The sequence below is a fragment of the Acinetobacter sp. ANC_7588 genome (genome assembly GCF_056783995.1).
Map to the genome: position 1 here is coordinate 88,774 of NZ_JBWYIU010000009.1, position 25,323 is coordinate 114,096.

General features: G+C 39.3%; 19 protein-coding genes and 1 pseudogene. 5 read left to right on the forward strand and 15 right to left on the reverse strand.

Annotated elements, in window-relative coordinates; all coding sequences use genetic code 11:
* Positions 1-35: 35 nt before the first annotated feature.
* Genes AC1M9J_RS09915 through pilG form a run of 5 tightly spaced genes read right to left on the reverse strand, consistent with a single transcriptional unit; the run spans position 36 to position 7,086 of the window.
* Complete coding sequence (locus AC1M9J_RS09915) at positions 36-4,094, reverse strand: hybrid sensor histidine kinase/response regulator (RefSeq protein ID WP_481952239.1); 4,059 nt, start codon at positions 4,092-4,094, stop codon at positions 36-38.
* Positions 4,095-4,101: 7 nt separating this feature from the next.
* A complete protein-coding gene (locus tag AC1M9J_RS09920; protein WP_481952240.1) occupies positions 4,102-5,721 on the reverse strand; it encodes a methyl-accepting chemotaxis protein in 1,620 nt (539 codons plus the stop codon).
* 34 nt (positions 5,722-5,755) lie between these two features.
* The gene (locus tag AC1M9J_RS09925) at positions 5,756-6,310 is read right to left on the reverse strand and encodes a chemotaxis protein CheW (RefSeq protein WP_481596321.1); all 555 of its coding nucleotides are present in this window, start codon (positions 6,308-6,310) and stop codon (positions 5,756-5,758) included.
* Positions 6,307-6,681, reverse strand: a complete 375-nt coding sequence (locus AC1M9J_RS09930) for a response regulator (RefSeq protein ID WP_035269071.1) — start codon at positions 6,679-6,681, stop codon at positions 6,307-6,309. The genes AC1M9J_RS09925 and AC1M9J_RS09930 overlap by 4 nt, the downstream gene beginning before the upstream one ends.
* An 18-nt stretch (positions 6,682-6,699) precedes the next feature.
* A complete protein-coding gene (pilG, locus tag AC1M9J_RS09935) occupies positions 6,700-7,086 on the reverse strand; it encodes a twitching motility response regulator PilG (protein WP_035269072.1) in 387 nt (128 codons plus the stop codon).
* Between the two features lie 348 nt (positions 7,087-7,434).
* Between pilG and AC1M9J_RS09940 the strand changes: the two genes are divergently transcribed.
* The 4 genes from AC1M9J_RS09940 (at position 7,435) to AC1M9J_RS09955 (ending at position 14,093) form a co-directional block, all read left to right on the forward strand.
* Positions 7,435-8,007 carry a hypothetical protein gene (locus AC1M9J_RS09940; RefSeq protein ID WP_481591663.1) on the forward strand — a complete coding sequence of 191 codons (573 nt, stop codon included), beginning with the start codon at positions 7,435-7,437 and terminating at the stop codon, positions 8,005-8,007.
* A 34-nt stretch (positions 8,008-8,041) separates the two neighbouring features.
* Positions 8,042-9,163 carry an efflux RND transporter periplasmic adaptor subunit gene (locus tag AC1M9J_RS09945; protein ID WP_481596323.1) on the forward strand — a complete coding sequence of 374 codons (1,122 nt, stop codon included), beginning with the start codon at positions 8,042-8,044 and terminating at the stop codon, positions 9,161-9,163.
* A gap of 15 nt (positions 9,164-9,178) precedes the next feature.
* A complete protein-coding gene (locus AC1M9J_RS09950; RefSeq protein ID WP_481952241.1) occupies positions 9,179-12,283 on the forward strand; it encodes an efflux RND transporter permease subunit in 3,105 nt (1,034 codons plus the stop codon).
* Positions 12,284-12,377: 94 nt separating this feature from the next.
* Positions 12,378-14,093 carry a proline--tRNA ligase gene (locus AC1M9J_RS09955; protein ID WP_481952242.1) on the forward strand — a complete coding sequence of 572 codons (1,716 nt, stop codon included), beginning with the start codon at positions 12,378-12,380 and terminating at the stop codon, positions 14,091-14,093.
* A 36-nt stretch (positions 14,094-14,129) separates the two neighbouring features.
* Here AC1M9J_RS09955 and AC1M9J_RS09960 read toward each other — a convergent pair whose 3' ends face one another.
* From AC1M9J_RS09960 to apbC, 8 genes and pseudogenes are all read right to left on the reverse strand, one after another.
* Positions 14,130-15,089 (reverse strand): DUF6160 family protein, encoded by a 960-nt coding sequence (locus tag AC1M9J_RS09960; protein ID WP_481952243.1) that lies wholly within the window; start codon positions 15,087-15,089, stop codon positions 14,130-14,132.
* A 32-nt stretch (positions 15,090-15,121) separates the two neighbouring features.
* The gene (locus AC1M9J_RS09965; RefSeq protein ID WP_481952244.1) at positions 15,122-17,590 is read right to left on the reverse strand and encodes a DUF6160 family protein; all 2,469 of its coding nucleotides are present in this window, start codon (positions 17,588-17,590) and stop codon (positions 15,122-15,124) included.
* Between the two features lie 25 nt (positions 17,591-17,615).
* On the reverse strand, positions 17,616-18,305 hold the full coding sequence (locus tag AC1M9J_RS09970) for a hypothetical protein (RefSeq protein ID WP_179999378.1): 690 nt from the start codon (positions 18,303-18,305) through the stop codon (positions 17,616-17,618).
* A gap of 106 nt (positions 18,306-18,411) precedes the next feature.
* Positions 18,412-19,821, reverse strand: a pseudogene (locus tag AC1M9J_RS09975) (hypothetical protein); the annotation flags it as partial.
* 218 nt (positions 19,822-20,039) lie between these two features.
* Positions 20,040-20,609 (reverse strand): dCTP deaminase, encoded by a 570-nt coding sequence (gene dcd / locus AC1M9J_RS09980; protein ID WP_004694514.1) that lies wholly within the window; start codon positions 20,607-20,609, stop codon positions 20,040-20,042.
* A 114-nt stretch (positions 20,610-20,723) separates the two neighbouring features.
* The gene (locus tag AC1M9J_RS09985; protein ID WP_180028060.1) at positions 20,724-21,317 is read right to left on the reverse strand and encodes a LysE family translocator; all 594 of its coding nucleotides are present in this window, start codon (positions 21,315-21,317) and stop codon (positions 20,724-20,726) included.
* A gap of 271 nt (positions 21,318-21,588) precedes the next feature.
* Positions 21,589-21,744: a hypothetical protein gene (locus tag AC1M9J_RS09990; protein WP_179999384.1), complete on the reverse strand. Its 156-nt coding sequence runs from the start codon at positions 21,742-21,744 to the stop codon at positions 21,589-21,591.
* A 143-nt stretch (positions 21,745-21,887) separates the two neighbouring features.
* Complete coding sequence (gene apbC / locus AC1M9J_RS09995) at positions 21,888-23,171, reverse strand: iron-sulfur cluster carrier protein ApbC (protein WP_481952245.1); 1,284 nt, start codon at positions 23,169-23,171, stop codon at positions 21,888-21,890.
* Between the two features lie 385 nt (positions 23,172-23,556).
* Between apbC and AC1M9J_RS10000 the strand changes: the two genes are divergently transcribed.
* Positions 23,557-23,826 carry a hypothetical protein gene (locus AC1M9J_RS10000; protein WP_481952246.1) on the forward strand — a complete coding sequence of 90 codons (270 nt, stop codon included), beginning with the start codon at positions 23,557-23,559 and terminating at the stop codon, positions 23,824-23,826.
* Positions 23,827-23,866: 40 nt separating this feature from the next.
* Here the strand turns inward: AC1M9J_RS10000 and AC1M9J_RS10005 are convergent, their stop codons facing one another.
* Together AC1M9J_RS10005 and AC1M9J_RS10010 are read right to left on the reverse strand one after the other, a co-directional pair.
* Positions 23,867-24,217, reverse strand: coding sequence for a hypothetical protein (locus tag AC1M9J_RS10005; RefSeq protein WP_481952247.1), 351 nt, complete (start codon positions 24,215-24,217; stop codon positions 23,867-23,869).
* A gap of 148 nt (positions 24,218-24,365) precedes the next feature.
* Complete coding sequence (locus AC1M9J_RS10010; RefSeq protein WP_481589080.1) at positions 24,366-25,172, reverse strand: hypothetical protein; 807 nt, start codon at positions 25,170-25,172, stop codon at positions 24,366-24,368.
* Positions 25,173-25,323: the final 151 nt, after the last annotated feature.

Sequence of the window (25,323 nt, forward strand, 5' to 3'; positions counted from 1 at the left end):
GCGAATGCATCCTTTTTTAATTCGCTTAAAATACTTCAATCCTGTTTTAAAAGCTGGTTGATCTGCTCAATCAACACTGCTTCTTGGAAAGGTTTACCCATATAAGCCGATACACCAAGTTCAAGAGCATGTTGTTTATGCTTATCCCCCACCCGTGAAGTGATCATAACCACAGGTAAGTTCTGCAAATGTGGTTGATTTCTCAGCCATTGCATCACTTCAAAACCATCCATTCTTGGCATTTCAACATCAATTAACATTAAGGCAGGTGTTGAATACTGTAAATATTCAAGTGCTTCAATGCCATCTGTAGCTGTGACAATCTGGTAACCATAACGCTCAAGTAGTTTAGATGTCACTTTACGGACTGTGACCGAATCATCAACCACTAAAATCGTAGGTGCTTCATTGTCATGCTCTAAATTAGAGGGCTTCGACTCTAGATGTATAGACCAATCCTGCTGAGTGAGATATTGAACCACACGATTTACATTTAAAATTGGGCAAATTTCTCCACTACCCATAATGGTTACACCGCTGAGATAATCAATTTGATGGATCAGCCTCCCAGTCTGTTTCACAATAATTTGTGAATTAGTTCCTAAGACTTCATCAACGAATAAAGCCACAGGTTGAGACTGGTGCATATTCACCAAAATCACTGGAACTTTTTGGGTTTCTGAATATGGTGAGTTTCTTTTTATATGTTGATTTAACAACACGAAGTCAGCCAAATCGTTTAATTGATAACTTGCTTCATGCACCCTCAACAACTGACTCTGTTGTTTCGCATGATTTAAATCATGTCTATCAATCATTTCAACACGTTGTATTTGATGTAACGGTAAGGCAAAGAATTGATCTGCAACTTTTACCATCAACGCTTCAGTAATAATTGAAGATTTAGGAATTCTGATTTCAAAACAAGTTCCTTGTCCTCTTTCCGAAGTAACATGAACATGCCCACCCAGTGCCTGTATTTCACTTTTTACGACATCTAAACCGACACCACGTCCTGAAACCGTTGTTAATTTTGCAGCAGTGGTAAAGCCTGGTCTAAAAATCAATTGTAATAGTTCAGTTTCAGAATATTCCCGTTCAGTATTGAGCCAACCAAATTCAACAGCTTTTTGCTTAATCTCTTGTGAATCAATTCCTCGACCATCATCCTTGATCAAAATACTCAGCTCATTGTGATGATTCACCAGTGTCAGTTGCATGACTGCTTGTTCAGGTTTATTTAATTTCAACCGCTGTTCTGCTGACTCAATTCCGTGATCAATCGCATTACGCAGAATATGCTCAAGTGAGGTGATCAACTTTTCAAGAATACTACGATCTAATTCGATGTCTGCATGTTCAATCTGTAACTGAACAGATTTATTCAGATTCATCGAAAGTTGCTTGCATAAGCGTTCAAGACGCATTTGTATCGTCTTGAATGGCACGACACGAGTACGCATCAACGAGTGTTGGATGTTGTTTTGTATTCTTGCCTGCTGAATCAATATACTTTCTGCAGACTGAAGCTTTTCGTGCAGAGTGTTTGTGATATCTAACAAGTCTGATGTTGACTCTGATATTGATTTTGAGAGTTGATTAAGTGATGAATATTGATCCATTTCTAAGGGATCAAATCCATGCTCGGCGGAATTATGTGATCTACGTTGTAATAAAATTTGGGATTCTAATTCCCCTTCCATCCGTCTCAATTGTGAAGTAAGGCGCTGAATGGTTTGATCCATTTCTACCAAATTTGACCGATATGATTTTAATTCTACTTCGACTTGCGAACGTTGAATCAAATCCTCCCCAATCAAATTAAGGGTTGCTTCAATTACAGCAGTAGAGACTGAAAGTGTCTCGTTCGCTACGGCAGATTGCACAAACTTTTGCAAATTACCACTCATTGGAGGCGGTAAAACACTCTCCTTAGCGTTAGATGGTTCAGTCTGATGTGAGTTTTGCTGAATGGAAGAAGAGTCAAACTTTGATGAATTATTATGCGTAGTGACTAAATCACTTAAATTGGTTTCAAGGTCCGCTGATAAAGTTGAATGAATACTAAAATCTGAAGACATGTGGTGAGTGATATCATTTTGCATCGAATGTACTAAGTTCAGCTTCGAGTCACCACCCTTAAGATTGAAATGTCCAAGCTCAATTAAACCCTGAATAAGCCTTAATGCCTGTTCTATCGGATAATCAACAGACTCAGTTTTAATGATTTTGACACGCCGTACCAAATCCTGCTGTAAGGCTTTAATCAAAATAATGAAACTTTTTATATCAATGTGTTGCTCTGAAATGAGTTGAAGATATACAGATTCAAGCTCATGGATTAGATTTGCATAGTAATCTGCTTGCAACATGTATGCACCACCTTTCAACGTGTGCAGTTGCCGCATAATTTTTTGGATACACGTAGCATCTTCTTGATACTCTAACCATGTATTGAACAAGTCTTCGATTTGAGACAAAATTTCTTCCGCTTCCTCGACAAAAAAACCACTTACTTCGCGATCTAAGCCCTGTTTTGCTTTCGCTGAATCTTTGAGTGCGTAATCTATATTGAGTAATGTCAGAATTGTTTCATCTAAGGATCGAGCAGATACTTCGCTCTCCTGCTCTATAGTACCACTACAATTCGATTGATTGGAAAAACTGAAGTATTCATGATTAAGTTGTTTTAAATCATCTAATAGTTGCTGAGAAGCCTCATTATTTTGAGCCAATTGACCTATAGCAAGTTCATCAAATATTTCTAAGAGTTTTTCATGCCCTTGTTGTAAAACTCGGTGGACATTTGAGTAGGCAATTGAATTCGGTTCTCTTGCAATGTTGGAGTGAATTGAACTCAAAATTTCTGAAATTTTTCGAAGGAGATCAAAATCAACTTTAATGGCAAATTTAGCAATTGAACTGAGTTGTTGACTCAGTAAGCTCGAACGTTCAGTAGCACGTGTAGAGCTAACGAGGTTAGAAATACCATCTTGTACAAAGGTATCGATAAGAAAAACATCTTCTACACCCAAATCTACAATTTTCTTGAGTAACTCTAGCGGATCAAGATTTGGATCGTTCTGTGTAATCTGTTCTGAGAAGTCTCTCAATGCGATTAAAAAAGTATGCTCTAATGCCTGAAACTGTTGTTGTCTCGTTACGTTGTCACCTGTTGTTTGCAAGCTTTCTAAGTAATACTGGATTAAATCAATATACTGCGTTGTGAGCGCTTGCAATTCTTTATTGTTGGTATCAAGAAATGGATTACGTTGTATTATTTTTTCGAATGACTGACTCAATACTTCAATTTTCTCAAGTCCAACAATTGCAGAACTCCCCCTGAGAGAATGGACAACACGTGCGAGCGCATCCACCTGAAATTGTTGATTGGATTTATCCAACATATCTTGCAGGGATTTCAATTGTTCTGAAGCTTCAGCATAAAAACTTTGCAGAACCTCGTTATCCCATATTTGAGTATTCTCAATTGTGGCTGCTGCTGAGAGTGAATTTGAGTCATTCAAACAATGACATTCAATCCTGAAATCTAGATCTAGCTGTGTGAGATGAGCGTTGATCGCCAACAAAGGATGCAATGATTGATCTATGATATTTGAATGTTCTAATTGCCGACCTAAAAGCAATAGAGGTTTAACATCTAATTGAATCGCTTGTTTCACTGTTAAACTAGGCACAATGATGTAGCGATATATACGAGAGATCAGCTCAACATACTCAAGGACCAGTTGACTCCATGAACGTTGCTGATCAAGCCTAATATTCAGTATTGTCTCAACGGTCCATGCAAGCTCAGAAACTGAGTTGAATCCAAGCATTCGACCTGAACCCTTTAAGGTATGAAAATTACGGCGCAATGCTTGCCAAATATTTACCTGTTCTAAATCATTCGATAAGACTTGAAGATTTTCTGATATTTCTAGAAGTAATTCCTTAAGCTCTTCAGCAAAGGTGGTAATAAGCTCCTCATCTTCAAAATTTGATTCATCCTGAGGAAGCTGCATATCTATATATGCACGATAGAGTGCTTCTGAAAGATATAATTGTATTTTATTAGGATTATTATTTTTCATGGCTCAATCACTCAGGTAATTTAAAGTTTGCAACTGATTTCCTTAAAGAATCAGCCATTTGAGTGAGTTCTGCTATAGATTGTGCAGTATCTAAGGTTGAAGCATGATTTTCTCGTGTGACATCTTGCACAAGCGACATTGTTTTCGCAATTTGACCCGCAGCAGCTGACTGAACTTTTGAGGATGCTGAAATATTCGCAATCAGTTGAGCCAACTGTTTTGAAATCAACTGAATATCTGCAAGTGCTGCTCCTGCATCTTGAGCAAGTCCAGTCCCCTTAACCACCTCAGAAGTTGTTTGCTCCATAGAGCGAACGGCCTCATGCGTATCTAATTGAATATTTTTTACCAATATCTCAATATGTTTGGTCGCAGCAGTTGAACGTTCAGCTAAACGCTGCACCTCATCAGCAACACTAGCGAAACCTCGTCCAGCATCGCCTGCCATTGCGGCTTGAATGGCTGCATTTAAAGCCAACAGATGCGTTTGCCCTGCAATGTCTTCAATGGTTGCAACAAAGTTTCCAATCTCTTGAGTAGATTCACCCAGCCTTTTAATTTTTTTAGATGTTTCTTGAATCTGCCCTCGTATTTGATCCATTCCATCTATTGATCGTTCAACCACTTCCCCACCCTTCGCTGCGATAAGTACAGCACGCTGAGCAACTTTTGCAGATTGCGCTGCATTTTCATAAACGTGATCAATTGAGTCCGCCATGTCATGAATGGCGAGCGATGTATTTTGGATTTCACGAGCTTGCAGCTCTGAAGATTGCGCCAATTGTGAACTCATGAGCTGAGTTTGATGAATATATTGGGTAACTTGTTGAGAAGCCTGATTAATTCTCATCACCAAATCACGCAAATGATCTATCGCTACATTAATTGAATCCGCGATTGTCCCCGTAAAATCTGCAGAAACCGCAGCATATTTGGTCAAGTCGCCTTCAGCTAAATCCCCAATTTCATCTAAAAGCCGATAAATCGCGGTTTGATTCTTCTTATCTTTATCCACCAGTTCCATTAAACGCAGACGATCTTCTTGGCTTCTCAAAATAAAAAGTTTAATTACAGCAAAGGTGAAGCTCGATAAACTAATCAACAATAAAAGTGACAGTAAAATCAGTAACCACGTAGAACCTGTGCGAATTTCATTGAGGGCTACTTGAATTTTTTGTAACTGAGACTCCGTGATATTGCTTTGAGACTCTAACCACAGTCGATCTACTTCATTTAAAGCTGGACTATAAAAATAAACTGATTTTACATTTTCAAGTTGTGAACTAAAAATAAGCTGAGAGTTTTTGAGAATCTGTAATGTGTAATCTGTAGGATTATCCTCAAACTGTTGAGTCTGAATAATCATCATTTGATTGAGATATTTCAGTTCCCCCACCCCACGACTTTGCTCCACCGTACGTGGGAGATTAAACATAAGAAACAATAAAATCAGAAAAGCACAAACGAGGCTAATAATAGCCATGATTAAATAAGACTTCGTTTGGGCAGATTGCCCAAACAGCTCTGAAAACTGTTCAAGTTTTAACTTAAGTGAAGCTTTCCATCCCTGTGTGTTGGAATCTGAATCATTCACATTCCGACTGGTCTTTTTTAACCGTAAACTCACTCAGCTCCCCCAAAAAACTATTGCTGACTAGACATTAAATTGAATTAGATGTGAACATATGCTTTAGGCGATCATGCTCATATAACTGACTCATCATCAGCACAGCTACAGGTGTTGAATGATCGAGAAAATAACCTTGGCAAAATAATCTATATGGTTCTGCGATCAAATCCGAACCGGCGCTATAGGTATTATTCTTATAATGTTTTACACCGAGGACTTCATCCACAAGTAATCCAACACAGTCTTGCCCCACGTTAAAACATAAAATTTTAACATTAGCGTGTAGTTGTGTGGTTTTACCCAAAGCAAATTGCTTTAGATCTAATACGGTCAGTACTCGACCTCGCAAATTCGCCAAACCTAAATACCACGGCGGCGTAAGTGGTAAAGAAGTAATGCTCAGTAAAGGGCTAACCTCCGCAATATCACCAAGTGGGGTAATAAATTGCTGCTGCTCAACTTTAAAACATACACCAGACCAGAGGTCCTGATTTTGCACATCACGGTACTCATTTACTTGAGCCGAATTAGCATTACTGGCTTGCGTTAACCAGTGTTGTTGATCACTTTCATCTTGAGTGATCATGCTGTGCCTGTATTTAAATATTGCTGAATAACATCAAGTAATCTTGATTCATCTACAGGTTTGATCAGGTAGTCGACCGCGCCTTGTCTTTTGCCCCAAATTCGATCCGTATCCTGATCTTTGGTACTGACAATGACAACTGGAATATGCTTCGTTACATCAGCTCTTGCAATTTGCCGAGTTGCTTGAAATCCATTCACACCAGGCATCACCACATCCATAAGTACAAGATCTGGTTGCTCTGCTTGCGCTAAGGTAACACCATCTGCACCATTGGTTGCTTCTAGCACTTCATAGCCATTTTTGGACAGAATTTCTTTAAATCTAAACATTTCTGTTGGAGAGTCATCTACCACTAAGATACGTGTCATATTTTGTTTTCCCAGTACTTAACGTGAAGCGACAAGTTTACGAATCGCATTCAATAGCTCATCTTTACTGAATGGTTTCGTGAGGTATTCATCAGATCCAACAACTCGTCCTTTTGCCTGATCAAACATACCATCTTTACTGGATAACATGACCACTGGAATATGTTGGAAATTTTGTGAGTTTTTTAACAATGCGCACGTTTGATACCCATCTAAACGCGGCATCATAATATCTACAAAAATAATATCAGGTCGAGTTTCAGCAATTTTAGATAATGCTTCAAATCCATCTACTGCAGTTACAACGTCATATCCTTCACGCTGTAATAAAGTTTCTGCGGTCCGACGAATCGTTTTTGAATCATCAATGACCATCACTTTAATATTTTGCAGATTATCATCCATTGAATGATCCTTCCTGAGATGAGATTTAAAGAAAAATGAAGCGCTTAATTTAGAGAATAACCATTATTTTCTAACATAACATTACATTGATTTTCAATGCAGTTGAGTACTCGCGGAGAGATTGTGTCACAAAGCTTCAGAGAATTTAAGGGTGAATCAGATTAAGCGTAAATTATTTAACGGTTTATATTTATAAATTTACCAGAACCACATAAAATGCTTGTTATTAAAAGCAAAAATTAAAAAATTGAATTGATATCACGGGGGCCGATTCCAATGTTTAATCTTTCGCACAAATCAAGAATTGGGTTAAAGCATCTTCATCATAAAACATTCTTAGTGATCATAATGACATTTGGTTTATGTATCAGTGAAGCAATTGCTAATACCACAGTGACCAAACCGTCTTGGTATCGTTATTATGATAAAAATGGCGTAGCTAATATTAGTAGCTCGGTAACACCCGAGCATATTCGTCATGGTTATGAAGCACTTGACCGTAATATGCAAGTGATTAAAAAAAATCGACCTTATGATGCCGATAAAGAACAGCAACAAAGTGCTGTACGTACGCAACAAGCCAAACAACATGAACAAGATTTACGCTTAAAACGCGCTTACGGTTCTAGTAAAGTGGCTGCGAACAAACGTGATGATATGTTGAAAAACATCAACCAACAAATCACCTTTCAAAAACAACAGTACCAACAACTGGAGCAAGATCGAATATTGTTTAAAAAGCAGGAACAGACCTATATCAAGAAAGGGAACCCTGTCCCTAAAAACTTACAAGATCGAATCACTTATAATGCACAGAATATGAGTAATATCCAAAAAAATATTGAATCTTTACAAACAAACTATCGAAATACTCAGTCACAATACGACAATATTATCAAGCGCTTAAAAACTCTTGAATAAAGAAGAGTTTGTCTGAATGGAAAGGAATTATCACATGCCGAATGCGACTCGACACAGCAGTCAGTTTAAGAAATATCTCGTATTAGGAACGCTGTGTACGAGTTGTCTTTTAGCCGCTTGTCAAAAAAATGACGAAAGTGTACAGCCAACCTCATCTACCCCTCAAAAAATTGAATTAATACAACAGGACTTAGTCAAAGTTGAAAATGGGGTCTCAAATCTGAAATTTGCTTTCACAGGCACCATACGCGCTGTGAATCAAAGTACAATTCAAGCGCAAGTGACTGCCACTGCTAGTCAAGTCTCTGTACAAGTCGGTGAAAGGGTGATTAAAGGACAAGTCTTGGTACGTTTAAATAATCAAGATAATGCAGCCCGACTCGCACAAGCTCGCGCTAATCTTGCTTCTGCACAAGCGCAGGCACAACAAGCTGCAAATATGGTCACTCGAAAAAAACGACTTTATGATCAAGGATTTGTTTCTAAGGTTGAATATGAACAAAGTCAAGTTGAGCATAAAGCTCAACTCGAAACTGTACGAGCTCAGCAAGCAAATGTGGATATCGCACTGAAAGCCGATGCTGATGGATTAATTCGTAGCCCCATTTCTGGCGTGATTACCAAACGTCAAGTTGAACCTGGTCAAACCGTTTCAATGGGTCAAACACTATTTGAAATCGTAGATCCACAAAAATTAGAGATTCAAGCAAAACTCCCTGTCGAATCTCAACATGCGCTCAACATTGGAAACAACATTGAATATAAAATTCAAGGGACTACCCAAAATTATACTGCCAAGTTAACACGCATTTCCCCAATGGCCGATCAAATCAGTCGTCAGGTTGAGTTTTTTGCTCAACCAAATGAATCAATCAATTCACTGAGTATTGGTGCTTTTGTCGAAGGTTTCATTTTAGATGACAAACAAATTCAGGGGCAAAAAGTTCCGCTTGATACTATTCAAGATGCAGATGGCAAACCTTATCTGTGGATCATCCGTGATCAGAAAATTCAGAAAGCCAATATTCGAATTCTGGATCGACAACCCAACGAGAATATTGCAATGATCAGTGGTCTTCAGCCAACGGATTACATCAGTAGAATTAAGTTTAATAATGATGACTTAAATAAAACAGTCTCAATTGCTTCAAAGTAAGACAGGATCTGAACTATGTGGTTAACTCGAATCAGTGTGAAATATCCTGTCTTTACGATCATGATGATGCTATGCCTGATGGTATTGGGCTTATCATCATGGCAACGAATGGGAGTTGAAGAATTCCCTGATGTCGATTTCCCATTTGTGGTCGTGTATACCACTTACCCAGGTGCTTCTCCTGAAACTGTTGAATCTGAAATTACCAAAAAGATGGAAGATCAGATCAATACGATCTCAGGTGTTAAACAAGTGATATCGCAGTCGAGTGAAGGACTCTCTACAATTATCACTGAGTTTAATTTGGATGTTCCTTCAACCGTTGCAGCTCAAGATATTCGAGACAAAATTGCGCCAGTGACAGCTGAATTTCGTGATGAAATTACTGATCCTATTGTTGAGCGCTATGACCCTTCCGCAGGTGCCATCATGTCGGTGGTATTTGAGTCTGAGAATATGTCACTCCGAGAGCTCAGCTCTTATTTAGATCAAAAAATTGTTCCTCAATTGAGAACTGTTCGTGGGGTAGGTACAGTTAACCTGCTAGGTGACTCGCAGCGTCAAATTCGTATTGAAGTTAATCCACAAAAATTACAAAGTCTTGGTGTTGGCGTTGATCAAGTCATTAACACACTAAAAGGCGAAAACATTGAAGTCCCTGGGGGCACACTCAAACAGTCAAATTCAGAGCTGGTCGTTGAAATTAAATCAAGAGTAATTCATCCCCAATCCTTTGGGGATCTCATCGTCGCGAGTAAAAATGGCACGCCAATCTACTTAAAACAAGTAGCTGAAATTTACGACAGCCAAGCTGAACTCGAGTCGAGTGCCTTCATTAACGGTCAAAATGCTGTCGCGTTGGATATTCTCAGAAGCTCTGATTCAAATGTAATTGATGTTGTAGATGCGGCTTATAAAACACTAAACCGTATAGAACAACAACTCCCGAAAGGGACAACATTGAAAGTAGTTGTCGATACATCTCGAGGCATACGAGCAAGTATTGGTGATGTTGCCCGTACAATTATTGAAGGTGGTGTACTTGCGGTTGTCATCGTTCTACTGTTTTTAGGTTCATTTAGATCGACGATTATTACAGGCCTTACCCTGCCAATCGCCTTACTTGGTACATTAACGTTCATTTGGGCTTTTGGTTTTACCATCAATATGATGACTCTTCTTGCCCTGTCTTTAAGTATTGGTCTTCTTATTGATGATGCAATTGTGGTACGTGAAAACATTGTCCGCCATGCTGATATGGGGAAAGATCATGTGACTGCTGCTTTAGATGGAACCAAAGAAATTGGGCTGGCAGTTCTCGCAACCACTTTGACTATTGTTGCGGTGTTCTTACCAGTTGCATTCATGGGCGGTATTATCGGTCGTTTCTTCTACCAATTTGGCGTGACAGTGAGTACCGCCGTACTAATCTCAATGTTTGTCAGTTTTACGCTCGATCCAATGCTCTCAGCTCACTGGGCTGAACGTCATCATCCAAATAAAAAACCGAGCGCATTGAAACGCTTCTTCAATGGGATCTCAAATAAACTTGATTCATTAAATGAAGTGTACGAGAAGCTGCTAAAACTGGCTCTAAGATTCCGCTTTCTAACAATTGTCGTTGCTGTTGCTTCACTGTTTGGCGCGCTCGCGCTATCAAAAATGGTGGGAACAGAGTTTGTACCTGTTCCAGATAAAGGTGAAATTCGGATCAAATTTGAAACGCCCGTAGATGCTTCACTCGAATACTCTCAGGCAAAGTTAAAACAAGTTGAATCTATTATTCGACAGCATCCAGAGGTTAAAGGAACGTACGGCGTTATTAATGGGGTGACTGATCGCGGGAAAAACCACGTAAGCATCCGAGTCAGTTTAAGTCCTCGCCAAGAGCGCTCTCAGACACTGACTGATTTAACCAATGAGTTTCGTGATCGACTACAAACCGTGGCGGGTATTACCCTCACCTCTATAGCTTCAGCGGATGAAACTGTGTCTGGTGGTCAAAAGCCTGTCATGATTTCCATTAAAGGACCTGAGCTAGATGAATTACAAAAAATTTCTGATCGCTTCATGGTGGAAATGGCAAAAATTGATGGTGTCGTGGATTTAGAAAGCTCGCTCAAGGAGCCTAAACCTACCCTTGAAGTGCATGTAAATCGTGTACTGGCAAACGATTTAGGATTATCAGTCAGCCAAATTGCCAATGTTATCCGCCCTCTCCTTGCTGGTGATGATGTAACGACGTGGAAAGACGAAAAAGGTGAAACCTATGATGTCAATTTGCGCCTCTCTGAAGATCAACGTACGCTTCCAAGTGACATCAATAATTTATATTTAAAATCGCAAAAAGTGGATGTGAATAATCAACCGATCTTGGTTCCGCTCTCAAGCGTAACAAGCACACAAGAAAGTTATGGTGCATCTCAAATCAACCGTCGTGATTTAGCACGTGAAGTCATGGTTGAAGCCAATACTTCAGGTCGACCTGCAGGTGATATTGGTCGAGATATTAAAGCATTGCAAGATAACTTCGAGATGCCTGCCGGCTATGGTTTTGAAACACAAGGTGCAAACGCAGATATGGAAGAATCGATTGGGTACGCTGTTACAGCTGTTACACTTTCTATTGTATTTATCTATATTGTTTTAGGCTCTCAATTCAATAGTTTTATTCATCCTGCGGCGATCATGGCCTCATTACCATTGTCATTGGTCGGGGTATTCCTTGCATTATTCTTATTTAACTCAACAATGAATTTATTTTCCATTATTGGCATCATCATGTTAATGGGATTAGTAACCAAGAATGCGATTCTCCTCATTGACTTTATTAAGAAAGCTATTGATCGCGGTGAGACACGTTTTAATGCCATTATTGCTGCAGGTAAAACACGACTTAGACCCATTTTGATGACCACGAGTGCGATGGTCATGGGTATGGTGCCATTGGCATTAGGCTTGGGTGAAGGAGGTGAACAAAGTGCTCCGATGGCGCATGCTGTCATTGGGGGCGTCATTACCTCTACCCTGCTGACCTTAGTTGTCGTTCCCGTTATCTTTACTTACTTAGATGACTTTAAGAATTTTATGGTACGTCAAACACGAAAATTCATGTCATAATGTAGAGAATTGTCATGAGGTGTCATTCAAAATGCTCACCTCATTTTTTATCGTATAATCTTATGCTTTAACGCTCATTATTAGGACAAATTCCATGCGCGCGAGTCGCTTTTTATTTGCAACGTTAAGAGAAACCCCAAGTGATGCTGAAGTAATCTCTCATCAGCTGATGCTTCGTGCGGGTATGATTCGTAAATTGGCTTCAGGATTATATTCTTGGTTGCCAATGGGCGTACGTGTGTTAAATAAAGTCGAAGCGATTGTTCGCGAAGAAATGGACCGTGCTGGTTCACTACAAGTATTGATGCCTGTGACCCAACCAGCAAGTTTATGGGAAGAATCTGGTCGCTATGTGCAATATGGTCCAGAACTTTTACGCTTCAATGACCGTCACAACAACCCGTTTGTTCTCGGTCCTACACATGAAGAAGTCATTACTGATTTAGCGCGTAACGAACTCAAAAGTTATAAACAATTACCCGCTAATTTCTACCAAGTTCAAACTAAATTCCGTGATGAAGTGCGTCCTCGTTTTGGCGTTATGCGCTCTCGTGAATTCGTGATGAAAGATGCCTACTCATTCCATGCAGATCAAGCCTCATTACAAGAAACTTACGACACGATGTACGATGCCTATTGCCGTATTTTTACTCGTTTAGGTTTAGACTTCCGTCCAGTTCAGGCGGATACAGGTTCAATTGGCGGTTCAGGTTCGCATGAATTCCATGTATTGGCATCTAGCGGTGAAGATGATATTGCATTCTCAACTGAATCAGATTATGCAGCCAATATTGAAATGGCTGAAGCGATTCTTGTAGGTGAGCGTGCTGCACCAACTCAAGAATTAAAAATTGTTGAAACACCAAATCAAAAAACTATAGCTGATGTATCTGCTTTCTTAGGTACCGATGCAAAACAGTCTGTCAAAGCTTTGTTGGTACAAGGAATCGCTGAAGAAGGTAAAACTGCGCCTGTCGTGGCACTGTTCCTTCGTGGGGATCATGAGCTAAACGAAATCAAAGCTGAGAAACATCCGCTGATTGCATCACCACTTACATTTGCAACTGAAGAACAACTGAGTGCTTTAGGCTTAACCGCTGGTTTTGTTGGTCCTCAAGGTCTGGTCGAAAAAGGGATTAATGTCATCGTTGACCGAGCAGCGTCAGTATTGTCTGATTTTGTTGCAGGTGCAAACGAAAATGGTAAACATGCGACGGGTGTGAACTGGGAGCGTGATGCTCAATTCACTGAAGTTTATGATCTTCGCAATGTTGTTGAGGGAGATCCATCTCCAGATGGTAAAGGTGTACTTCAAATTAAACGTGGTATTGAAGTTGGTCATATTTTCCAATTAGGTCAAAAATACTCTGAAGCTCTGGGCTGCAAAGTATTAGGTAAGGATGGTAAACCATTCATTGTAACAATGGGTTGTTATGGAATTGGGGTGACTCGCGTAGTCGCGGCTGCCATTGAACAAAATTACGATGAAAAAGGAATTATTTGGCCTGCTGCTATTGCACCTTTCCATGTCGCAATCGTTCCGATGAATGCTCATAAATCACCTCGTACTGTAGAGGCTGCTGAAGCACTTTATACAGAACTTCAAGCTGCTGGTTATGACGTGCTTTTAGATGACCGTGATGAACGACCAGGCGTTAAATTCTCCGATATCGAAATAACAGGTATTCCGCACCGTATTGTTATCGGTGAAAAAGGTTTAGATGCGGGTACTTTTGAGTACAAAGGTCGTTCTGATACTGAATCAAGCAACCTGAGTAAAGAAGAAATACTCGCTAGAATCGCCCAATAATTTGAGCATAAAAAATCCCGCTATTCGCGGGATTTTTTATAGACCGTTGATATTCACTTTCAAATCTTTCACAGATGTACCAATAGCCCCAAAGCTCCCCATTGAGCCATTCGCTAAACCATTAAAGACCGTCGGACTACTCGCCCCCTCACGTCCCAAGATCACATTGTTGAGAGCAACATTCATTTTACTAGATTGTCCTGTATTTCCGATGTAAATACCTGAAGGTGCAACACCTGCATGGAAACCAGATAATGAAAAGCCATTGTTTTGATCAGTAGCTTTAGCCTGAAAATCGAATTTTGCAGAAGAATTACCAGATACGAATGCAATAGGACAGCCTGAGCCTGTACCACAGATTGATTGAATTGCGCCTCCAAACTGGACCATGTAGCCTTGTGGCACATTGCCTAATTGAACATTGATCTGAGGACGTTGGGATTGATTTAATGTAATTTCAAAGTTTCTATCAGCACTGCCTATTTCTAAAATTTTAGCGACACCAGGCACCAATTGCTTCAGATCATTATAAATCGATTTAGTTTGCGTAGTACTAGACACCTGATTACTGCTGGCGATATAGAGTGCGAATGGACTCAATTTAAACCCAGTAATTTGCTCCGCAAAAGTGATACCTATATTGGCAAATGGCGTGCCATTGCCTCCGTCTGTATCAATTTTTGCATTGATTGTAGACGAACCAGGGGTATGCCCTAAAAATTGAACCTGAATTGGATTACCAGTTGGACCTGCGACCACTAAGCCAGCTGCTTGTGAATAATTTTTTCCTAATATTGGATCTTTAATTCCGTCTTGATCAATGATCGCAGCCTGTGTGAACTCGATCTTATCCATTCCAATACCAATGCTGATCCCATCTTGACCAGTAGTAGATGAAAGAGACTGATCATCTAATGGTTGCATAGCAAAACACGGGAATCCCACCGCAGTGGTCAAAATAAGTAAACTGAATCGTTTTGTTTTTATCATATTCATGAGTCTATCCCTCAACTTTCCATATTTACTTATTAATTTCGAGGTGTAATGCGCAATTCACTATTCAAGCGACCGCCAGTAATAGCCAATTCGCCTAAACGAGCGCCAGCACCTACAGTTGGAGGATAGAAGTTGATGTCTCTTGCTCTAAAAACACCCGAAGTTGTCTTTTGAGGATTAAACATCAAGGCAGCATTCACACCAAATTGTCCCGCACCATTTTGATCTTTACTAACAACCAATGCATTATTAAATGCAATTTTACCTGTCAAACGGTCTAAACCAAGTGTTGAACCATTATGAGGATCGGTAATTTGGAAGGTGTTATTGTCACCTTTCAGCTCTAATTCACCCACAAAAGTTAAGCTCTGACCATCTTCAGCAGCATTATTTGGAATTAAAGAAAAATCAACATCACCACCAAGACGTGATTTCACCACAAACATCACATCATCAGCTAAAGCAAAATTGTTGTCTGGTGATGAACTTCGCGTAGCACATCCTGCTGCTCCACTATTTAATTTACAGGTTTTATAAATGGTACCTGGCAGATAACCCGCAGCAACTTCTGTTGATAAAACAATCAACATATCGCGTAAACTGACATTTACACTACCATTTTCTACGCCCATATTTCCTGTACCCTTCGCGTACAGATCAATATTACGTAAACCCATATAGTAATCGGTTGATGTTGCCGTATCTCCACTGCCCACCTTACCTCCATCAACCACTAAAATTGACGTGGTTTTATTACCTAGCGCTTGACCATTAGCTCGATCTACCCCAGAGGTACTCATTGCAAAAGACAAACCAATTCTAGAGGTATTACCCGCTGTAGCAATCATATTTTTAACAACATTGGAGCCTGCTAATGTGTAATAAAAAGCTTGATCTGCACGAACTGATGTTCCATATAGAGCAAGATTGGCATTCAGATTATAAAAAGGCAGTGCCAAGCCCCACTCATTTTTAACATTTGTATTCGCAAACAAGTTAGCTGCTGGTGTTCCTGCACTATTGGTAAAACGTCCACGGCGGGAAATAGACTGAAATTCAGCACCACGAATCGCAGCAATCAAGCTGTATGGATTATCACCTGTTACTGCATTATGAATTTGGTGCTGATAATCAGTTGCTAAGGTTAAATAACTTCCATTACCAAAACGACTTTTTTGGAACACTTCGTTTTCAGGTAAGCGCAGTGTTTTTGTATCGGCTAAATTGAGATACACATTACCACTGTCAAAAGATGCTCGAGTATTTGGTCTTAACCCTGTTAAGTTACTAAACTCAAAACCGTATGCATTTAGACCTGCCCCCCCAATTTCTAAAGTCGTTGCTTGTCCATCACTTCCGAGCATTGAATCATTGTCTTTGGTAAAGTCAGCTTTCATACGGAATCCGATTCCAGAATCACCAATTACACTATTACTAGATGAAGCTGTTGGACTATTGGCATTTCCTAGAACACTTTCATTGCCTTTTGTACCACGAAATTGCAACGATGAATTGACCATTCGCCCGCTGGCACCTACACGGATGAGACCTTTAGCTCCTTGAGGATTATTCGTATTGCTATTTAAAGCATATGGGTCAATTGAACTCACGTTCTTATTCAACATTACTTCAATATTTAGACCTGAGTTTGTTGTTTCACCCTCAGCACCTGACTTACCATTGCCATAGGTTCCTGTGTTAATAAATCCTGCTTTTTTTGAAGCCGAATTTGCAACACGGTTTAAATCCACATAACCCAAATTATCATTAGGCGTACTACTCATACCGGCAACATTATCTGTCGACCCTGTACGTGTATTCGACTGCATTCTCAATCCCTCAACTTCATCCACAAACATGGCACCACGTGCTTTGAAGTTGAAATTGAAGTTGTTTAAAACAAGTTGGTTGAGTTGGTTTCGTGCGTCAGTCTGCCCTAAATAGATATTGGCATTTTTAATCCCTAGTGCGATTTCGCTAAGATTCTCTTTGCTGAATAATCCGTGAATCGTTCTAAGCGATAAATCAGTATTCGAAGTAGTTTGTAAAGCCAATTGACCCATTGAAAAACTACAACGGCTTGAACTTTCGTTATCACAAATTCTGAGATTATTCATGGTCACTAAAGCAGGTGTCACACTGGCATTGAAGTCTAAACCTGCTTGGTTCGCATTGCTTCCAGCATTAATTTTAATATCTGCCCCTAATGTTTGATTAGTGACATTACTTTTTCGAATAGAGACATTATCTGCTGTTGCCTGCAATGTATTATTGGTTGCTCCACTACTGCCACGACCAGCTTGATCTTGCCAATAGACCTGATCCATGTTTGCTTCAGTCAATGTTGTCGAGATATGCACACCATCTTGACCATTGACATTTCGCAAAGCTTCGTCATGCATCACTTCTAAAGCCATGGCATGACCGCTTGCAAGCAAGATACTCAGGCTTAATGCATTCATAACCAGCAATGAGCTGTGATTATATTTTTTATTGTTCATCACATTTCCTTATGCATGTCTAATTTCAACAACGCTGGTGACTGCCGTCACAACCAAACATCATGACTTTACCCTGAACAGCTAAATTACCATTCATTTTTAAACCCATAAAACCAGTTTCTCGCCCATGGTCATATGCAGAACGAGGAGCGTTAGATGAATCATAACGTGTCACTTGCAGGTAACCATAGTCAGCAGGACTTGTTCCTACACCCTCAGTGGTGGCATTGCTGGTAAATTTATCCTGACCAAAAGCCAAAGCATCAAAACCAAAATTACGAATTTGAATTGGCTTAGATGCATCAAAGCTCAGTTGCATCGCTGCTTTAAGCTGATCAGTACCAGAATCATTTTTATAGCTGAGATCTACACCATCCAAGCCAATCTTTTGAATATTTAGAGTGCCCTGAATCCCTTTAAAAACAAGCCATAATTTAAAACCATCTGTACTACTTGCTTGACCATCTTTGATATAGCGATTATTGACAGCAAGCGCGAGACGACAATATTCCACATCCTTACACAGTGCATCATCAAACACATATCGTTGAACATTATTCTCAGTCACTAACTTTTGGTTTAAAGAAAGTTTTAATGAGAGATCAGCTCCAGCTTGTCCTTCAACATTTTTTAAAGCTTCATCTGACATGGGCTCAAGTGCATAAGTCATTGATGCTATAACACTGAATAGGACAGCGACTAATGAATTTTTCATGAATGCTCTCCTATAATCCTTTTGTGGTGATTTTCATATGCTGAATAAGAACACCATCAATGACCGCAGAACCCATATTTTTAAAATTTGATGCTGGCAATGCGGCATTAGGCGTTTGGGGAATTGGATTGACTGCACCAAAACTTATACCTACTGCATCTGATCCTTTATAAGCACTTAAAGTATTATTCGCAGCGTTATAAGAAGTACTTCCAATAGTGATACTGCTATGTGTTGCATTCGTCCCTTGATAGCCATTCAAACCATTGTTACCACATTTATAAAAGTTACAGGTTGAGCCCGCATATTCTGTCGAGTTTGGATTGCTATAATCTGTGTATATTTTTTTATAAATTTCAGGTTTATTTGGAATACGCGTGAGTTCCAAACTAAAGTTTTTACCATCAGAGCCTAGAATCAAAGGCTGATAGAGTGAACCCAATACGATATTGGCATTCAAATTATGAATAAAGATACCCTCATTGGCATCAAATACTGGTGCCAGAGTATTGTTGATGGCAGGGGTTTGTAAATTAGGAGTGTCTGATGTTTCACGCGTACTCAGTCTAAGAATATTGGCTGTTTTATTCCCCGTCGTCAGATTTTGACCATCACCTGAGTTCAAACGCAAAAGTCCAGCAACACCCAAGGTGTTGTTATAAAATGCACTCATGCCTGCTTGGTTACTTGCACCATTTAAAGTTTGAAAGATTTTTATATTACTTCCATTAATGGAAAAATTATTCCAAATGGCCTGTAAACGAAGTCGATTAGCTCGATCCGCATTACTCGTTCCTGCTTTTTCACCCAATTGGTAAAGTAGTGGATCCCCTTCTTTACGAGAAGGATCAAGCACAAAAGCATCCGCCCACATGGCCATCTTCAATCTGTAAGCATCAAGACCACTGGCTGCATCCGTAGGACGAACTGTGTCCATTAATGGAGCTTCAAGCGTCAAGAATGGAACCTGACAGCTAGGATCATTACTTATACATGTTTTATTTAAATCAAAATTTGGAACCTGATTTTCAGTACCGACTCGAAGTAGCCATGGATTGGTTGCTGTTCCCCATGATCCTATACGTGCATCTTTATCTGTCGCAGCTAAGCGCGTATTGTGATTATTATCAGATTTAGATAATGCGAGACCATACACGAACAAATCAGCCTTACCCACGGAATGATCTTCTGACCCTACTGTTCCATTTTTATTGGTATCCAATGCTGCATCCGTTAAAGGACCCACTGGAATGAGATGAATATATCCGGTATCTTTTTGGCGATTCATTAAATCTGCCGCAGTTGAATTTTCCCCTTGAAAAACAAAATAAGCATCTTGAGGAATCATGGCGACACCCTCACCAGTCGTCGCACTTAAATTTTCATCCGAAAGAGGCTGCAATGCATAGACCGAAACCGTAGTAAGCGTCATTAAACTTGCAAGTAAAGTCTGATTAAATATGTTCGTATAATTAAGTGCCATCTCGACCTTCCCGTATACGATGCCTTGCACCATATTTATATTTTTAATTGTTCAGAGAAGAATTCCATGCTTCTCTTTTAATATTAAGATTACATCACAGTTTATAGTATATAAATGAAGTAGAATTTGCAAAAAATTGCGATTGGGTTGGCATTTTTTCCGATAAATGAATAAATTCATTTTTTCAAATACTTATAAAAAAAGCAAACTCATTGAGTTTGCTTTTTGCATGAAGTCTTACAATTCAATACTTAGGTTTTAGGTAAAGTTACACCTGTTTGACCTTGATATTTTCCACCACGATCTTTATAAGATGTTTCGCACACTTCATCAGACTCAAAGAACAACATTTGAGCAACACCTTCACCAGCATAAATACGTGCAGGTAAATTGGTTGTATTTGAAAATTCCAAGGTCACATGACCTTCCCACTCTGGCTCAAGTGGCGTCACGTTTACAATAATACCGCAACGTGCATAGGTTGATTTACCTAAACACACCGTCAAGACATTACGTGGGATACGGAAGTATTCTACTGTACGAGCAAGTGCAAATGAGTTAGGTGGAATAATACACACGTCAGCTTCGATATCGATAAAACTTTTATCATCGAAATTTTTTGGGTCAACAATAGCAGAGTGAACGTTTGTGAACACTTTGAACTCACGCGCACAACGAACATCATAACCATAGCTTGAAACGCCATATGAAATGAGTTTTTGACCATTTTCATCTAAACGAACTTGGTTTTCTGCATACGGTTCAATCATGCCGTGTTTTTCGCTCATTTCGCGAATCCAACGATCAGACTTAATAGCCATTTATTTATTCCCAGAATACATATTCAATTACTGCGCTGTACTTTAACTGAAAACCCCGTCAATGGAAATAACCCACGATTTGTATTCCTGTTCAGTCTGCTGCGGTGAATCATCTTAAAGACTTAACAATGCAGAATAACTCATTGGAATTGAGAAACTCATCAGGACTAAGGATGCTGTTTTTTGCATATTGGACTGGTTTACCCATTTAATTTTATTATTGGCTAACAGCGACCCAATGAGTGTCCAAATAAAAGCGATGGGTAGGATCAATAAAATAAACATCAACATGTGCGCAATATAATAATCTACACTCACCCAAACAATTGCAGGGAAAATAGCCGAGGCAAAAAGCAAAGCTTTAGGATTGAGTAAAGTTGCACAGAATAATTCAGAAGCTTTGATGGTGGGCTGATTCAACTGATGTTCTACGTTGGCAGTGCGCCATAATTTGATGGCCAGATAGATAATATAGAATGAACTAAATAATTTTAATATCACTGGCAAAATTGGCAAATGAGTGGTGACACGACCAATTAAAAATCCCCATGCAGTGATGGCAATAAGATAGCCTAATGCTTCCGCGGGTATTAAGCGAAATGACTTTTTAATACCTACCTGTATGCCTGAAGATGCAAGTAAAGTATTGGTTGGTCCGGGTGTGAATAAAATCGTGGTAACCAACGCAATAAAGAGCCATGAAATCATAGGATGACCTCGCTGATAATGCGCTCAGATTAATCAGGATTATTTCAATTGGCAAAATATTATTTGTGTGAAAATTTCTCAAGAATGAAACACAATTTTTTTGTAATATTTTTCATCAGGTTAGTTTGTCATTTAAATTATAACTCTGAAGTCACACAATGTAATCGAAACGAAAAACATGATGCACTCTTGCAAAAATGCTTATAGCACGTTCTTCATCGATGAAATTCAGCATCACAGTCCATTCACGCTGTGATGCTAAGTTCAAGCATTAATTTGACTGTTGTTCAGCTTCTTGAACCTGAATATTTAAAGATTTCTTTTGGAATTCTTCAGGATAATCAACATAAGGAATAATAGCAGCAGAAGCTGTCGTTGACAGAATGAGAGAAATCATAACCATCTTCATTGCAGTGATTGAACGCATTTCTATACCCATATAACGTGAAATTTCACAAAATATTTTAGGTAGAAAAATTAGAGTAAATAATCCTAAAACGACGAACGGTCAACAAAAAAACCTGCCTAAGTAAGACTTAGGCAGGTTTAACATTGAGTCTTTTCAAATACTTAGAAAATCCGACTTTGATCTCTTTCAGCTTTAGGCAATGCAGCTGCAATCTTCTGTGCAATTTCAATATAACTATCTGCTGCATCATCACCAATCAATACAGATGGTTTACCTTCATCGGCATGCTCTCGGATTTTCGTATTCAATGGTAAACGTCCAAGTAATGGAATATCGTATTGTTCCGATAACTTATCGCCACCACCAGTACCAAAGATTTGCTCTTCATGGCCACAGTTTGAACAAATATGTGTCGACATATTTTCCACCACGCCCATCACAGGAATTTGAACACGGTTAAACAATTCAATACCTTTGGTCGCATCCATCAATGCGACATTTTGTGGTGTCGTCACGATCACTGCACCGGTCACTGGAATACGTTGTGCCAGAGTTAATTGAATATCCCCTGTTCCTGGTGGCATGTCGATCATTAATACATCAAGATCAGGCCAAAGGGTTTGGTTGAACAGTTGCATCAATGCGCCTGTTGCTTTTGGACCACGCCAAGCCACAGGAGTATTGTGATCTCCTGTCAGATGACCAATTGACAACACCGCCATACCAAAAGCATCCAACGGTACAAAATGTTCTGCCTCGATCATTGGGGTTTTACCGGCATTGCCAAGCATCGTTGGGATACTTGGACCATAGATATCTGCATCCAACACACCTACTTTCAGCCCGAGCTTTTGTAATGCCAGAGCTAAATTTACCGTAGTGGTTGATTTCCCTACACCACCCTTACCTGACGAAACTAAAATCACGTTCTGGATACGTGGATGCTTAGGTACATCACGTTGCTGTGGTGCAGCTTTTTGAATCGGTGCTTCTTCTTGTTGAGGTTGGTAATTCGCATTCGCTTGTTTTACCGCATCTTGGCTTGCAGATGCATCTACAACAGGAGGCAGATTGGATTTTGGGGCTTCGGCTTTTTTGCTTGAACAGCTTTCACCTGCTGCATGGTTGTGCCCACAACCACCTTGTTGTTGAGCATGACTTCCTGTTTTCTGCTGAATGACATGCATATTCAGCTCTTTAATCCCACACTTTTCCAAAGCATCAGCGAGTTCATCGTGAATTTGCTGTAACTGATCTTTTTCACTTGGCACGGTATTAATGGTAATTTGCAGTACATCACCTTCAACATTCACCTGTGTGATTCGATCTTTCAAAAAATTGTCAGAATTCGGCAAAACGTAGTGTTGTAATACGTGTTGTACAGCCTCTTCATTCACCTCCTTTGAGGGTGAAAAAACAGATTTGAGTGAAGAAAGCCACGACATACCGTACTCCAAGTCTGGACAGAAACTGATAAAGGAATAGTTTAACGAGAAATATCAACAAGGTTAAGCAACAATATATTGATCCCCGTTTGATTAGAAATATGTTAGTCGAATTCCAACTAGATTAGTCAGCTTTTTTATTATTTTTATTGGCGTATTGCGAATGCTGTCATTGATACAGGCTATAAACTTGATTTCACTGTTAAACGCCTTGATTCATGTTGCAAGTGATTCATGCTTTCAACAAATAGCAACACAATAGAGAATTTTTCAAATTAAAATTGAAAAGAATATAAAACCAAGATAACACTTCGATATGTCTTTAAAACAAAGAAATCTGAAACTTAAATTAAAAACACGCTCAATAACTGCCTTAATGAGCACAATGCTGCTTCTACCAATTTTAGGTTATGCCGCCAATGAATCCCGAAGTTTTCGTACTCCTTCTGGACAAATCATCAGCTTAGGTGACTCTTATGCAAAATTAAGCTCACACATGAAGCAGACGCCGACTTCAACACAACATTATGAATGGAAAGAAGGAAAAAATCGTTTTATGGCTTATAGCTATACCTACGAATTTCATGATCTGATTTACACCTTTACTGTGGTGAATAATGAAATTAGAAAAATCGAATGGATTAGAAAAAATTAAAAAAAAAGCTCATCTGATGATGAGCTTTTTTGTGATCAATTTACTTTTTCAGTTGATCAATTTTCTCTGATGCTTTTGCTTTAAGATCCGCAAATTTTTCACTCGCTTGATCTTTCAGGTCATGCAATTTATCTGCTGCTTGCTCTTTTAATTCTACCGCTTTATGTTTTAAATCTTCTAAAGTTGAATGCGCTTCAGAAGAATTTTGCTGCGTATCATGTTTAAGATCATTCAGTTTTTTTTCACCTTCAAGCTTGGCTTCTGCTGCACCATGCTTCACTTGATCCAATGCTTTCTCGCCTTTCAGCTCAGCTTCCTTCGCCTTCAATTTCAGATCATCGCCGAGTTCTGAAGCTTTGTTTTTTAAGTCATCAATTTTATTATTCGACATCTTCAATCCTCTTTATCGCTTTGATAGTGAATCTAAGTTATATCGAAGATTTGCAGTGCTCATCGTAAATGTTTCGAATCACTACAATTTCTCACATGATGATGTAGAACAACACTACGCTGTAACTTTTGAGTTTAAAATGATGAATTTAGGAGCGAATACTCGACATAAAGTTCAATGCAGAAAACAACCAAATAAATAAAATAAAGCTTCGTGCTTGTGTGAAATGCTCGACATCCGTGCCATGCAAAATATTATGACGTGTCGCGGTCACATTCGAGCTTGAATCCATTTTATAAGCCGCGAGTTCTGCAAAGTATGGATTAAGCTCAATGGCTATCTTAGATTTATGCCAAAGGCTCTTAATTTCATTGCCTTTCAAACCCGGTACAATTTTATAAACATCGACAAACTTGGTGCCGTTTTGTTTTAAGAATGCTTGTTGAATCAGTACATCTGTCAACAGCCCTTCCAACTGTGCATAGAGTAAAGGCACACAACCTGCATAACAGCCGAGTTTATACATTTTAAAAGCTTCGATAATCACAGGACGACGCAAGGCTTTATTCTGCTCATCGATCTGCATAGCATCGAAAGCGGTCAACACATCTTTTTGAAAAGCTTCAGTGTTAATAACATCAAGTAAGTTAAAACTTTGCACATCTTCATAAGCATGAATTTGTTGCCAAAAGTGCATCAAGTTTAACGCATCATTGGCAACTTTCGAACCGACAGGTTGATCCAACTGATCGGCAAGCACATTAAAATATTCATCTTGCTGGGCAAGTTCACGTAAATGATTGACTAAAAGTGTATGTTCGCCTTGCGAGATTTGATCAAGATAATCCTGTGCCTGATTAAGAATTTGCTTACCCAGAGTTGGTAAGCCCTGCACATTCGATTTGATGCGTTTTACAGGTTGCTCATCTTCATAATCATCAAAATCGTCATACATGGTCAAACACTCAGGTGAATAGCAGGATATCTATTATCCCTGATAAGTCTGTAACAAAGTAGCCTTTCCACGTGCTCTAACTTTGTTAATAAATAAGAATTCATCAAAAGGCTCATGCAAGTCTCGCCTATCTCATGTAAAATTATCGCCC